Here is a 13,971-nt window from a genome sequence, read left to right as displayed (position 1 = left end):
TTATAGGCCCTATGGCTCAAAATCCGGAATTTGGCGGCGAAGCGCCGGTCGATATCGATATTTTCGTCGAGGCAGGTGCTTGGCCCGCGGAAGCCGAATTGACACGCCTCGTCGATCGCGCCGTTGCGGCCGCTTTTGCCGAGACCGGCGCGGGCGGCGCTTCCGAGCTCAGCGTCGTCTTTTCCGACGATGCCCATATCCGAACGCTCAACGCCGAGTGGCGCGGCAAGGACAAGCCAACCAACATCTTGTCTTTCCCGGCTTTTTCCTTTCCGAAAGGCGGCGCGCTGCCGCCGATGCTGGGCGACATCGTGCTGGCTTCCGAGACGGTGGCGCGCGAGGCCGCTCTGGAAGACAAGCCGATTGGAAACCATATCACCCATCTCGTTATCCATGGCCTGCTGCATCTTTTGGGCCATGATCACGAGACCGACGCCGAGGCGGAGGAGATGGAAGCGATCGAGCGCGCGGCGCTTGCGAGGCTTGCCATTCCCGATCCCTACGCGTAACAAAAAAGCTCAATTGACCCGATGGCGATGAACGACACACCAGAAACTGCCGCCCGTCCGGACGCCGGCAGTGCTGCCAAGCCTTCCGAAAAAACGGAAGAGGGCTCCAGTCCGAGTATTCCCGCCGGCAGCGCGGCCGCGGAGTCCACGCATGCCGGTCCTTCGCTCTTCGACCGCGTGCTCGGCCTGTTCCGGCACCGCAACGGCACCAGCCTGCGCGAGGAGATTGCCGGCGCGCTCGCCGAAACGGCGACCGACGCCGGCGCCTTCTCGCCCGGCGAACGCGCCATGCTCAACAACATCCTTCGCCTGCGCGAAGTGCGGGTCGAGGATGTCATGGTGCCGCGCGCCGATATCGAGGCGGTCGAGATCAACACGACGCTTGGCGACCTGCTCGGCCTGTTCGAGCAGTCCGGCCATTCGCGCATGCCGGTATATTCCGAGACGCTGGACGATCCGCGCGGCATGGTCCACATCCGCGACGTGCTCGCCCACATCACCAAACTCGCTCGCGTCAAGAAGGGCCGCAGCAGAGCGAAGACGCCGGCGTCGACCGCGCTCGACCTTGCCCAGGTCGACCTTGCGCGTACCATCGGTGATCTCAGCCTGATCCGCCCGGTGCTGTTCGTGCCGCCCTCCATGCTTGCCTCCGACCTGATGGGGCGCATGCAGACGAACCGCACGCAGATGGCGCTGGTCATCGACGAATATGGTGGCACCGATGGCCTCGCCTCGCTGGAGGATATCGTCGAGATGGTGGTCGGCGACATCGAGGACGAGCATGACGACGACGAGCCGATGATCACGCAGACCGGCGACGGCGTCTTCGTCGTCGACGGCAAGGCCGAGATCGACGAGGTCGCCAAGATGATCGGCGAGGATTTCACCGCCGGCGAGCATGGCGAATATGTCGATACGATCGGCGGCATGATCTTCAACACGCTCGGCCGCGTCCCGGCCAGGGGCGAAGTCGTACAGGCCATTCCCGGCTTCGAGTTCCACGTGCTCGACGCCGACCCGCGCCGCGTCAAGCGCGTACGCATCGTGCAGAGCCCGAAGGGCGAGCGCCAGCGCCGCCGCGCGGCCCGCACCGAACAGGCCTGATCTGCAGCAATTCCAGGAAAAGTAGGCAGCGGTTTTCCGTCCGGAATTGGGCAAAGGCAAAGACTTGGAGCGGCATGCCGATCGACGATCCGTTCAAGCACGCCACCTTTGGTTCAGGCGTCTTCTATCGCGATCCGCGCGCGGCCCTGGCCTGGCTGCAGGCGGCCTTCGGCTTCCAGCCGAGCATGCTGGTCAGCGATGCCGACGGTCGGCTGGTGCATGCCGAAATGCGTTTTGGCGACGGCTACATCATCGTGGATTCCGAATGGGATGAGCATATCGCCAGCCCGGCCTCCGTCGGCGGCAAGAACACGCAAGCCGTTTATGTCCGTCTGCAGCAAGATATCGACGCGCATTGCGAGCAAGCGCGCGCGGCGGGCGCGAAGATCGTCGAGGAGCCCGCCGACCATTTCTACGGCGAGCGCCAATACCGCGCCCGTGACCTCGAAGGCCATATCTGGACATTCACCCGCACCGTGCGCGTTGTATCCAAGGACGAGGCTGAGCGATTGAGTGGCCTGCGCATCGAGGGCTGGCACCGCTGAGCTTTTTGCAACCAGGCGGAACCGCTTGGCGTTGCGGAAACGCGGCTAAACAATGAGCTATCGCGGGATTCCCGCGATGGCGCGACCGTGTGTCAGGCCGCGCTTATCTGGGTTTGGAACGCCGGGCCCAGCCTGTTAAACCTCTAGCTCCCTGATTCGCGCGACTTGGGAAGCTGGATGCTGCGCTTTGCCGGCCGGATAATTCTGCTGTGGGGGTGGCGGCGGGCGCTGGTGGCGTTTGCCGCCGGAGCGCTGGCGGTGCTTGCCCAGGCGCCTTACGATTTCTTCGCCGTCTGCTTCGTTTCGTTCCCGGTCCTCGTCTGGCTGCTCGACGGCGCCACTGGCGAGGCTTCCGATGGCTGGTTCCGGCGCCTGCGGCCGGCTTTCGCAACAGGCTGGTGGTTCGGCTTCGGCTACTTCCTCGCCGGTCTCTGGTGGATCGGCCAGGCCTTGCTGGTCGAGGCCGACAATTTCGCCTGGGCCTTGCCCTTCGCCGTTGTCGGCATCCCCTTCGCGTTGGCCTTCTTCTATGGCTTTGCCGCCGTGGTGGCGCGGCTGTTCTGGAGCAGCGATATCGGCCGCATCGCCGCCCTCGCCTTCGGGTTCGGCCTTGCCGAATGGTTGCGCGACTTCCTCTTCACCGGCTTTCCCTGGAACGCCGTCGGCTACGCGGCGATGCCTGTGCCGCTTCTGATGCAGAGCGTGTCGGTGACCGGCATGATCGGCATGAACACGCTCGCGGTCTTCCTGTTTTCGCTGCCCGCGCTGGTGGCGGCGCGCCGGCATCTGAGGCTGGGCGTTGCCCTGTTCGTCGTCCTCGCCGCCGCCCATGTCGGCTTCGGCTATTTCAGGCTCGCCATGCCCGTCGAGCCGGCGAAACGATCCATCGACGTCCGCATCGTCCAGCCCGCGGTCGACCTCAGCGAAAAATGGGATGCCTCGGTGCGCGACCGCATCTTCGCGACTTTGCTGGGGATATCGGGGAAAGCACCCGAAGAAAGTCACGCCAAGCCCCAGCTCATTCTGTGGCCGGAGACATCGGTGCCGTTTCTCTTCACCGAGCGTCCGGACGCGCTGACGGCATTGGGCGACATGCTGGCCGACGGCCAGATGCTGATTGCCGGTGTCGTGCGCGAGGAGGGCGGATCGGCGAATGCCGGCAGCCGTTATTACAATTCCGTGGTGGCGATCAACGACAAGGGCGAGATCGTCGATGCCGTCGACAAGGTGCATCTGGTGCCCTTCGGCGAATATCTGCCCTTCGCCGATCTGTTCGAACGCTTCGGCATAGGCCAGCTCGTCGCCGGGCCGATGAATTTCGCCGCCGGCAACGAGCGCCATCCGATCGCCGTGCCGGGCGGCCTGCGCGCCGCGCCGTTCATCTGCTACGAGGTTATCTTTCCCGATCTCGTCGCCGCCGACTCTGCGTCATCTGACGTAATTGTGAACGTCACCAACGATGCCTGGTTTGGCGACACGCCAGGCCCGTATCAGCACTTCAGGCAGGCGCAGATTCGGGCGGTGGAAAATGGGTTGCCGCTGCTGCGCGCGGCCAACAATGGCATCTCCGCAGTCGTCGATTCGCGCGGGCGCATTATCGACGCGCTTGCCGTCGACGCGCGCGGCGCCATCGACGCGCATGTGCCGGTTTCTGGGCGAGCCCTCCTGTCTGCGAAACAGCGGCGCATTAACGGATTGCTGATCATGTTGCTGTTTGCGCTGATTGCCTTCACATTGAATGTAAGGCAGCGGCTACGGGTGAATTGACAGTCAGCACATTAGAAACTCATACTGTAACGCCTAAAATTTTCTCGAAGTCGGTTGGAGGGTTCTGTTGGGGCAGGTGGCTCCGGCTTCATATGGGCGGAACAAAATAGAAAAAGCCGGAAAAATTCGGCGAGGAAAAAATGACAGAAGAGAACAAGAAGAAGCCGAATCCGATCGACATCCATGTCGGGAGTCGCATCCGGCTGCGACGCAACATGCTTGGAATGAGCCAGGAAAAGCTGGGTGAAAATCTCGGCATCACCTTTCAGCAGATCCAGAAGTACGAAAAGGGCACGAACAGGGTTGGCGCCAGCCGTCTGCAGGCGATCGCCTCCATCCTGAGCGTTCCTGTCGCCTTCTTCTTCGAGGATGCCCCGGGCGAGGAGACCGGCGGCGGCAATCGAGGATTTGCGGAAGACTCCTCGATGGCGTTCGCCATCGAATTCTGCGGCAGTCCCGAAGGGCTTCAGCTCAACCGGGCTTTCGTCAAGATCGGCGACGTCAAGGTGCGCCGCCGGATCATCGATCTGGTCAAGGCGCTCTCCGCCGACGACGCCGATTGATTTTACCTATGCCACTGGCGGCGCTCTGCCGCCGGTGGCATAGCCGGCCTTACCTACATTCATGCCAGATCCGTCGCGCCGCTTGACGAGCGGCGCCCGGCACCGCTAACACGTGGCGCGCCAAAATCGGCAGCCTGCCGATCTTTTCAAGAGGGGACACCCGTGACGCGGCAGAATTATCTCTTCACCTCGGAATCCGTCTCCGAGGGTCATCCCGACAAAGTCTGTGACCGCATCTCCGACGAGATCGTCGATCTGGTCTATCGCGAAGCCAAGAAGACGGGCATGGATCCGTGGAAGGTGCGCGTTGCCTGCGAAACGCTGGCCACCACCAACCGCGTCGTCATCGCCGGCGAGGTCCGCGTCCCCGACACGCTTTTGAAGAAGGACAAGGCGGGCAACGTCCTCAAGGATGCGTCCGGCCACCCTGTGGTCAACCCGGCCAAGTTCAAGTCGGTTGCCCGCAAGGCGATCCGCGAGATCGGCTACGAGCAGTCCGGCTTCCATTGGAAGACCGCCAAGATCGACGTGCTGCTGCATGGCCAGTCGCCCGACATCGGCCAGGGCGTCGACAATGCCGCCGACCGCCAGGGCGAGGAAGGCGCGGGCGACCAGGGCATCATGTTCGGTTACGCCTGCCGCGAGACGCCCGACCTCATGCCGGCGCCGATCTACTACAGCCACAAGATTCTCGAATTGCTGGCGGCCGCGCGCCATGAAGGCAACGGCGATGCCGGCAAGCTCGGCCCGGACGCCAAGAGCCAGGTCACCGTGCGCTATGCCGACGGCAAGGCGGCGGAAGTCACGCAGATCGTGCTCTCCACCCAGCATCTCGATGCGAGCTGGGACTCCAGGAAGGTCCGCAAGGTGGTCGAGCCCTATATCCGCGAGGCGCTTGGCGACCTGAGGATCGCCGAGGACTGCAACTGGTACATCAACCCGACCGGCAAGTTCGTCATCGGCGGGCCTGACGGCGATGCCGGCCTCACCGGCCGCAAGATCATCGTCGACACCTATGGTGGCGCGGCGCCCCACGGCGGCGGCGCCTTCTCGGGCAAGGACACCACCAAGGTCGACCGCTCGGCCGCCTATGCGGCGCGCTACCTTGCCAAGAACGTGGTGGCGGCCAAGCTTGCCGACCGCTGCACCATCCAGCTCTCCTACGCCATCGGCGTCGCCCAACCGCTGTCGGTCTATGTCGACCTGCACGGCACCGGCAAGGTGGACGAATCGAAGCTCGAGGATGCGCTGCGCAAGGTCATGGACCTGTCGCCGTCGGGCATTCGCCGTCATCTCGATCTCAACAAGCCGATCTATGCAAAAACCTCGTCCTACGGCCATTTTGGCCGCAAGGCCGGTCGCGACGGCTCCTTCTCTTGGGAGAAGACCGATCTCGCCAAGGCGCTCAAGGACGCCGTCGCAGCCTGACGACAGCGGACGCAAAGGACAGGCCGAGCCGGGCGACCGAAGGCTTCTTCGGTCGCCGGCACGGCAAGACTATACGCCCGCAGCAGGCGATCGCCCTCGAAGGCGGTCTGCGCGAATATCGGGTCGACCTGACGGCGGAAGCGCCGGCTGACCTCAGGACCTTGTTCAAGGCACAGGTTTCGGCGCTCCAGCTGGAAATCGGCTTCGGCGGCGGTGAGCATCTGTTGCATCGCGCCGCGGAAGCGCCGGCAACCGGCTTCATCGGCGTCGAACCCTTCGTCAACGGCATGGCCAAGATGATGACGGCGCTTGGCAAGACGCCGCTTGCCAATCTGAGAGTCTATGACGACGACGCCACGCGCCTGCTCGACTGGCTGCCGGAAGCCTCGCTCGGCGGCATCGATCTGCTCTATCCCGATCCATGGCCCAAGAAGAAGCATTGGAAGCGACGCTTCGTCGGCGCCGCCAATCTCGGTCGCTTCGCCCGGGTGCTGAAATCGGGCGGCAGGTTCCGCTTCGCCTCCGACATCGACAGCTATGTGAACTGGACGCTGCTTGCCTGCCGCGCCAGTGGCGCCTTTGAATGGCAGGTGCGGGATGTCGCCGATTGGCACCGGCCCTATGAAGGTTGGCCCGGCACGCGCTATGAGGCCAAGGCCATCCGCGAGGGGCGGCGGCCCGCCTATCTGACGTTCATCCGGAAGTAATCGGGCGATCTGTATTGCATATAGAGCTACAGATCGCTGCATTGCAGGCCGGAGACAGCTATGGCCGCCTCGGTGGAGCGTAAGGATACCCGATCTCGATGCGCCTGCCGGAAGCGGACGTGGCGATGATCGATCGTGCCGCCACGCTGCGTGCCTCAAGCCTTTGCCTGCAGACTTGAAACACAATTCGGGATCGTCTATATCAACCTCAAATTCTTGGTCGGTATGACGAAGAGTGGGTCCACCCGGTCCCGCTCTTTTTTATTACCTGCCGGCCGGAAGTGAAAAGCGACAGGGATCTGATGACTGCAGCGGCAAGCGAGGCCGACGACCGTATCATCCGCGAAAGCGGTATCGATGCGCGCATTGCGCTGATCGTGCAGCCGGTGCTCAAGGCCATCGGCTTCCGTCTCGTGCGGGTGCAACTGACCGGCCAGAACGGGCTGACGGTGCAGATCATGGCAGAACGCGAAGACGGCACCATGACCGTCGAGGATTGCGAAGAGGTCAGCCGCGCCGTGTCGCCGGCGCTCGATGTCGATGATCCGATCGAAAAAGCGTATCATCTGGAAGTTTCGTCGCCAGGCATCGACCGGCCGCTGGTGCGCAAGTCGGATTTCACCGCCTGGACCGGCCATCTGGTCAAGCTGGAGACATCGGTTCTTGTCAGCGATCGCAAGCGCTTCAAGGGCAAGATCGCCGAGGCGGATGCCGACGGCATCCTGATCGAGCGCGACAAGGCGGCCTATGGCGAAGAGCCGACGGTGCGCGTGCCTTACGACGCGATCGCAGAGGCCCGGCTGGTGCTGACCGACGATCTCATCCGCGATGCCCTGTCGAAGGACAACCGGGCGCGCAAGGAAGCCAGGAAGCGCCGCGGCGAAGCGGAAGACGCCGCCGCCGGCGAGGAAAATGAAACCGAACAGGAAAGTTGATTGAGTAGCCGGGCTGCATGCCCGGCGCGAAATCGGGAGAAAGACAATGGTTGTAAGCGCCAACAGGCTTGAACTGCTGCAGATCGCCGATGCGGTCGCGCGTGAAAAGTCGATCGACAAGCAGATCGTCATCGCCGCCATGGCCGATGCGATCCAGAAGGCGGCGCGCTCCCGTTACGGCCAGGAGACCAACATCCGCGCCGACATCAACCCGAACACCGGCGAGATGAAGCTGCAGCGGCTGATGGAGGTGGTCGAGGCGGTCGAGGACTACGCGACGCAGATCGCGCTTTCCACGGCCCGCGAGCGCAATCCCGACGCACAGGTCGGCGACTTCATCGCCGAGCAGCTGCCGCCGATGGATTTCGGCCGCATCGCCGCCCAGTCGGCCAAGCAGGTCATCGTGCAGAAGGTGCGTGAGGCTGAGCGCGATCGCCAGTATGACGAATACAAGGATCGCATCGGCGAGATCGTCAACGGCACCGTCAAGCGCGTCGAATACGGCAACGTCATCGTCGATCTCGGCCGTGGCGAGGCGATCATCCGCCGCGACGAACTGATCCCGCGCGAGAACTACAAATATGGCGACCGCGTGAGGGCCTATGTCTATGACGTGCGCCGCGAGCAGCGCGGGCCGCAGATTTTCCTGTCGCGCACGCATCCGCAGTTCATGGCCAAGCTCTTCACCATGGAAGTGCCGGAAATCTACGACGGCATCATCGAGATCAAGTCGGTCGCCCGCGATCCGGGCTCGCGCGCCAAGATCGCCGTCATCTCGCGCGACAGCTCGATCGATCCGGTCGGCGCCTGCGTCGGTATGCGCGGCAGCCGCGTCCAGGCGGTGGTCGGCGAATTGCAGGGCGAGAAGATCGACATCATTCCGTGGTCGCCATCGGCGGCGTCCTTCATCGTCAACGCGCTGCAGCCGGCCGAAGTCGCCAAGGTGGTGCTCGACGAGGATGCCGAGCGCATCGAGGTGGTGGTGCCGGACGATCAATTGTCGCTGGCCATCGGTCGCCGCGGCCAGAACGTGCGGCTTGCCTCGCAGCTGACCGGCTGGGATATCGACATCCTGACCGAGCAGGAAGAGAGCGAGCGTCGCCAGAAGGAATTCGTCGAGCGTTCCGCACTCTTCATGGAAGCTCTCGACGTCGACGAGATGGTCGGCCAGGTGCTCGCTTCCGAAGGCTTCACCAGCGTAGAGGAAGTCGCTTATGTCGACTCGGGCGAGATCGCCTCGATCGACGGCTTCGACGAGGACACCGCTTCGGAAATCCAGACCCGCGCCCGCGAATATCTGGAGAAGATCGAGGCCGAGCACGACGAGAAGCGCAAGGCGCTCGGCGTCCAGGACGAGCTGCGCGAGATCCCCGGCGTGACCACCGCCATGATGGTGACGCTCGGCGAGGACGGCGTGAAGTCGATCGAGGACTTCGCCGGCTATGCCGCCGACGACCTGACCGGCTGGAAAGAGCGCAAGGACGGCGAGACCAAGGTTTATCCTGGTGTGCTCGCCAGCCACGGCGTCTCGCGCGCCGATGCAGAGCAGATGGTGCTCGCGGCGCGCAAGAAGGCCGGCTGGATCACCGAAGACGAGCTTGCGGCCGAAGAAGCATCGGCTGACGAAGCCGTTGGTGCGTGAGGTGAACCCGCATCGCACACAACCCGCCCCAGGACGAGATGAACGATCGCACTTGCATCGTTACGCGCAGGCAGGCCGAACCGGATGAACTGATCCGCTTCGTCGTCGGCCCGGATTCGGCCGTCGTCCCGGACATCAAGAGAAACCTGCCCGGCCGTGGTTGTTGGGTGAGCGCTGACCGCCTACATATCGAGAAGGCAGCGGCGAAGAACCTGTTTGCCCGCGCCTTCAAGGCGCAGGTGACCGTGCCGACCGATCTTGGCGGCATGGTTGACGGGCTGCTCTCCAGATCCGCTCTGGGTATGCTTGGCCTTGCCCGCAAGGCTGGCGCTGTCGTTCTTGGAGCCGCCAAGGTCGAGGGCGCGGTACGCGACGGGCAGGCGTTGCTTGTGCTGCATGCGACCGAGGCTTCGGACGACGGTGTCCGCAAGATCAGTCAGGCGCGGCGGGCGACCGTCCATCTCGGCGGTCCCGCCACCCTTGCCTACAAACTTTTCTCCGAGGCCGAGTTGAGCTTGGCATTGGGGGGTACAAATGTGATACATGCTGCCGTCCTCGCGCAGGACGCGGGACAGGCGGTTGAGAAGCGCGTTGTTGCGCTCGACCGATATCGGGGCGGTACCCCGAACGATCTGGCAATGCTTGCGGTCGTTGCTGACGAAGATGATGCCGCAGAGGATATGGAATGAACGATACGAAATCGGGCGACGACAAGACGTTGAGCGTTACGCCGAAGAAGACCTTGACGCTGAAGCGCCCCGGCCTCGAGCAGGGCACCGTGCGCCAGAATTTCTCGCACGGCCGCACCAAGTCGGTCGTGGTCGAGACCAAGAAGCGCAAGTTCTCGCTGCCCGGCGACAAGCCGGAGCCGGTGGCTGCGTCCGTCTTCACGCCGAAGCCCGCCCCTGCCCCTGTTGCCGCCGCCCCTGTCGTGCAGGAAGCGCCGAAGGCGCCGCCTCCGCCACCGGAGCGTTCCGGCATGGTTCTGAACGAACTCTCGCGCGGCGAGATGGAAGCGCGTCGCAAGGCGCTGGAAGGTTCCAAGGTCCGTGAGGCTGAGGATCGCCAGCGCGCTCAGGAAGATGCCAAGCGCCGCACCGAGGAAGAAGAACGCCGCAAGCGCGAGCGTGACGAATCCGCGCGCCGTCAGGCCGAGGAGGAGGCACGCCTGCAGACTGAGGCCGAGGCCCGCCGGCGCGCCGAGGAAGAGGCTCGCCGCCGCGCGCCGCTGGCGGCGGATGTCGTCACCGCCGAGGACGAGGAAGAGGCCAAGCCGAGGCGTACCGGTGCCGGCGCCGGGGCGAGTGCGCCGCCGCGCCGTCTTGCGACGCCGGAAGTGGCGCGGCCGGCCAAGCCGACAAAGGGCGAGGAAGATCGCCGCCGTGGCAAGCTGACGCTGAACTCGGCTCTGTCGGATGACGACGCGCGCGCCCGCTCGCTGTCGTCGATGCGTCGCCGCCAGGAAAAATTCAAACGCGCGATGCATAACGAGCCGCGCGAGAAAGTCATGCGCGAAGTGATCCTGCCCGAAACCATTACCATCCAGGAATTGGCGCAGCGTATGTCCGAGCGCGCCGTGGACGTGGTCAAGTTCTTCATGAAGCAGGGCCAGATCCTCAAGCCGGGCGACGTCATCGACGCCGACACGGCCGAACTGGTCGCCTCCGAATTCGGCCACACGGTCCGCCGCGTCGCCGAGTCCGACATCGAGGAAGGCCTGTTCAACATCGCCGACCGCCCGGAAGACCTTGTGTCGCGTCCGCCGGTCGTGACCATCATGGGCCATGTCGACCACGGCAAGACCTCGCTGCTCGACGCCATCCGCAACGCCAATGTCGTCTCCGGCGAGGCCGGCGGCATCACCCAGCATATCGGTGCCTACCAGATCGAGAAGAACGGTCAGAAGATCACCTTCATCGACACGCCCGGCCACGCGGCCTTCACGGCCATGCGCGCCCGTGGCGCGCAGGTCACCGACATCGCCGTGCTGGTGGTGGCGGCCGACGACAGCGTAATGCCGCAGACGATCGAATCGATCAGCCACGCCAAGGCGGCCGGCGTGCCGATCATCGTGGCCATCAACAAGATCGACAAGCATGACGCCGACCCGCAGAAGGTGCGGACCGAACTGCTGCGCCATGAAGTGTTCGTGGAATCGATGGGCGGTGAGGTGTTGGACGTCGAGGTTTCGGCGACCAAGGGCACCAATCTCGACAAGCTGCTGGAAGCGATCCTGCTCCAGGCCGAAGTCCTCGACCTCAAGGCCAATCCCGACCGCACCGCCGAAGGCGCGGTCATCGAGGCGCAGCTGGACAAGGGACGCGGGCCTGTCGCCACCGTGCTGGTGCAGACCGGCACGCTGATGCCGGGCGACATCATCGTCGCCGGCAACGAGTGGGGCCGTGTGCGCGCGCTCGTCAACGACCGCGGCGAGCACGTTCCGGAAGCGCCGCCGGCAATGCCGGTCGAGGTGCTCGGCCTCCAGGGCACGCCGCAGGCGGGCGACCGCTTCGCCGTCGTCAACAACGAGGCGCGCGCTCGTGAGATCACCGAATACCGCCAGCGCCTGGCGCGCGACAAGGCGGTGGCCAGGCATGCCGGCCAGCGCGGCTCGCTCGAGCAGATGATGTCGCAGCTGCAGACGAGCGGATTGAAGGAATTCCCGCTGGTCATCAAGGGCGACGTGCAGGGTTCGATCGAGGCGATCAATGCCGCACTTGAAAAGCTCGGCAATGACGAGGTGCGCGCGCGCATCGTCCATGCCGGTGCCGGCGGCATCACCGAAAGCGACGTCTCGCTCGCCGAGACGTCCGGAGCGGCGATCATCGGCTTCAACGTCCGTGCCAATGCGCAGGCGCGTGCGGCCGCGGCCGCGGCCGGCATCGAGATCCGTTACTACTCGATCATCTACAACCTCGTCGATGACGTGAAGGCAGCGCTTTCCGGCATGCTTTCGCCGGAGCGGCGCGAGACCTTCATCGGCAATGCCGAGATCCTCGAGATCTTCGACATCTCCAAGATCGGCAAGATCGCCGGCTGCCGTGTCACCGAAGGCAAGGTCGAGCGTGGCGCGGGTGTTCGCCTGATCCGCGACAACGTCGTGATCCACGAAGGCACGCTGAAGACGCTGAAGCGCTTCAAGGACGAGGTTTCGGAAGTGCCGGGCGGCCAGGAATGCGGCATGGCCTTCCAGAACTACGAGGACATGCGTGTCGGCGACGTCATCGAGTGCTTCCGCATCGAGATGGTAACCAGAACGCTCTAATTCAGGTATACTTGCCGAATAATAACGGGCGGCAGCCGAAAGGCTGCCGCTCAGACCCCTATGCATGTTGAGACATGTGGCGCGGTCCCATCCCGCGCTTCACGATTTCAGGACCAGAGAAAAATGCCCCGTTCGACACCGTCAGGACCCTCCCAGCGCATGCTGCGCGTCGGCGAGCAGGTGCGCCATGCCCTTTCCGAGACCTTGCAGCGCGGCGAAATCATCGATCCGGTGATCGAGAACAGCGTTGTCTCGGTGTCCGAGGTGCGCATGTCGCCCGACCTCAAGATCGCCACCGCCTTCGTCTCGCCGCTTGGCGCGGGCGACGACGGCGCCGTGATCGAGGCGCTCAACAGGCACGCGAAGTTCATCCGCGGCCGTGTCTCCGGCGCGCTCAGGCAGATGAAGTACATGCCGGAGTTTCGTTTTAGGCTCGACACTTCGTTCGACAATTTCGCGAAGATCAATGAACTGCTGAAATCGCCCGAAGTCGCGCGCGATCTCGGTGACGGCAAGAACAACGATAAGGACGAGGAATAGGTGGCGCGTCGCGGCAAGAAGAAGGGGCGGCCGATCTCCGGCTGGGTGGTGCTGGACAAGCCGGTCGGCATGGGTTCGACCGAAGCGGTCTCCAAGATCAAATGGCTGTTCCAGGCCGACAAGGCGGGCCATGCCGGCACGCTCGATCCACTGGCCTCCGGCATGCTGCCGATCGCGCTCGGCGAGGCGACCAAGACCGTGCCCTATGTGCAGGACGGCGCCAAAGTCTACCGCTTTAGCGTCGCCTGGGGCGAGGAGCGCTCGACCGACGACCTCGAAGGCCCGGTGACCAACAGTTCCGACCGTCGACCGGACGAGGCGGAGGTGAGGGCGCTGCTGGCGAAATACACCGGCGTCATCATGCAGACACCGCCGCAATTCTCGGCCATCAAGATCGCCGGTGAACGCGCCTATGACCTTGCCCGTGAAGGCGAGACGGTCGAGATACCAGCGCGCGAGATCGAGATCGGTCGCCTCGACATCATCGAGCACGGTGCCGACAAGACTGTTTTCGAGGTCGAATGCGGCAAGGGCACCTATGTGCGCTCGCTGGCCCGCGACATGGGCCGCGACCTCGGCTGCTTCGGCCACATCGCCGAATTGCGCCGCGTCGAAGTCGAGCCGTTCACGCCGGATGATTTCGTCACGGTCGCCGAGCTGGAAGCGGCCCGCCTTGGCGAAAGGAATGACGACAAATCGGACGAAATGGATGCCCCGATCGATTTCAGTGCCATCGATGCGCTGCTCGTCGAAACGGCGGTGGCGCTCGACTGCTTGCCGCAGGTCGCGGTCAGCGACGATGCGGCGACGAAGATCCGCCTCGGCAATCCCGTCATCATTCGCGGCCGCGACGCACCGGTCGAAGCCGAGGAGGCCTGCGCCACAGCGCGCGGCAAGCTCGTCGCCATCGGCGCCATCGAGCAGGGCATGTTCAAGCCCAAGCGGGTCTTTGTCGGGTGAATCCGG

13 protein-coding genes are annotated in these 13,971 nt (G+C 64.1%); all 13 read left to right on the top strand.

What is annotated here, in order from left to right; translation table 11 throughout:
- Positions 1 to 11 precede the first annotated feature (11 nt).
- Entirely contained in the window at positions 12 to 509 is a 498-nt protein-coding gene (ybeY, locus tag FJW10_RS04175) for an rRNA maturation RNase YbeY (RefSeq protein ID WP_140898605.1), read from the top strand.
- 27 nt (positions 510 to 536) lie between these two features.
- Positions 537 to 1,613: a hemolysin family protein gene (locus FJW10_RS04170; protein WP_140833812.1), complete on the top strand. Its 1,077-nt coding sequence runs from the start codon at positions 537 to 539 to the stop codon at positions 1,611 to 1,613.
- Positions 1,614 to 1,687: 74 nt separating this feature from the next.
- Positions 1,688 to 2,158: a VOC family protein gene (locus tag FJW10_RS04165; RefSeq protein ID WP_140898603.1), complete on the top strand. Its 471-nt coding sequence runs from the start codon at positions 1,688 to 1,690 to the stop codon at positions 2,156 to 2,158.
- A 177-nt stretch (positions 2,159 to 2,335) separates the two neighbouring features.
- Positions 2,336 to 3,925, top strand: a complete 1,590-nt coding sequence (gene lnt, locus FJW10_RS04160) for an apolipoprotein N-acyltransferase (protein ID WP_140898600.1) — start codon at positions 2,336 to 2,338, stop codon at positions 3,923 to 3,925.
- Positions 3,926 to 4,065: 140 nt separating this feature from the next.
- Positions 4,066 to 4,488 carry a helix-turn-helix transcriptional regulator gene (locus FJW10_RS04155; protein ID WP_040985949.1) on the top strand — a complete coding sequence of 141 codons (423 nt, stop codon included), beginning with the start codon at positions 4,066 to 4,068 and terminating at the stop codon, positions 4,486 to 4,488.
- Between the two features lie 162 nt (positions 4,489 to 4,650).
- Positions 4,651 to 5,916 carry a methionine adenosyltransferase gene (metK, locus tag FJW10_RS04150; protein ID WP_140833817.1) on the top strand — a complete coding sequence of 422 codons (1,266 nt, stop codon included), beginning with the start codon at positions 4,651 to 4,653 and terminating at the stop codon, positions 5,914 to 5,916.
- Positions 5,913 to 6,623 (top strand): tRNA (guanosine(46)-N(7))-methyltransferase TrmB, encoded by a 711-nt coding sequence (locus FJW10_RS04145; RefSeq protein ID WP_140898791.1) that lies wholly within the window; start codon positions 5,913 to 5,915, stop codon positions 6,621 to 6,623. Before metK ends, FJW10_RS04145 begins: the two co-directional genes overlap by 4 nt.
- Before the next feature lie 302 nt (positions 6,624 to 6,925).
- Complete coding sequence (rimP, locus tag FJW10_RS04140; protein WP_140898586.1) at positions 6,926 to 7,558, top strand: ribosome maturation factor RimP; 633 nt, start codon at positions 6,926 to 6,928, stop codon at positions 7,556 to 7,558.
- 46 nt (positions 7,559 to 7,604) lie between these two features.
- Positions 7,605 to 9,200 carry a transcription termination factor NusA gene (nusA, locus tag FJW10_RS04135; RefSeq protein WP_140833821.1) on the top strand — a complete coding sequence of 532 codons (1,596 nt, stop codon included), beginning with the start codon at positions 7,605 to 7,607 and terminating at the stop codon, positions 9,198 to 9,200.
- A 38-nt stretch (positions 9,201 to 9,238) separates the two neighbouring features.
- Positions 9,239 to 9,889, top strand: coding sequence for an RNA-binding protein (locus FJW10_RS04130; RefSeq protein ID WP_140898584.1), 651 nt, complete (start codon positions 9,239 to 9,241; stop codon positions 9,887 to 9,889).
- A complete protein-coding gene (gene infB, locus FJW10_RS04125; RefSeq protein ID WP_140898582.1) occupies positions 9,886 to 12,465 on the top strand; it encodes a translation initiation factor IF-2 in 2,580 nt (859 codons plus the stop codon). Before FJW10_RS04130 ends, infB begins: the two co-directional genes overlap by 4 nt.
- 123 nt (positions 12,466 to 12,588) lie before the next feature.
- Positions 12,589 to 13,005, top strand: coding sequence for a 30S ribosome-binding factor RbfA (rbfA, locus tag FJW10_RS04120; protein ID WP_095765961.1), 417 nt, complete (start codon positions 12,589 to 12,591; stop codon positions 13,003 to 13,005).
- Positions 13,006 to 13,965, top strand: coding sequence for a tRNA pseudouridine(55) synthase TruB (gene truB / locus FJW10_RS04115; RefSeq protein WP_140898580.1), 960 nt, complete (start codon positions 13,006 to 13,008; stop codon positions 13,963 to 13,965). It begins immediately after the preceding gene.
- Positions 13,966 to 13,971: the final 6 nt, after the last annotated feature.

This window comes from Mesorhizobium sp. B4-1-1, from assembly GCF_006439375.1.
Taxonomy (GTDB): Bacteria; Pseudomonadota; Alphaproteobacteria; order Rhizobiales; family Rhizobiaceae; genus Mesorhizobium.
This window is presented reverse-complemented; position numbering and strand designations above follow the sequence as displayed.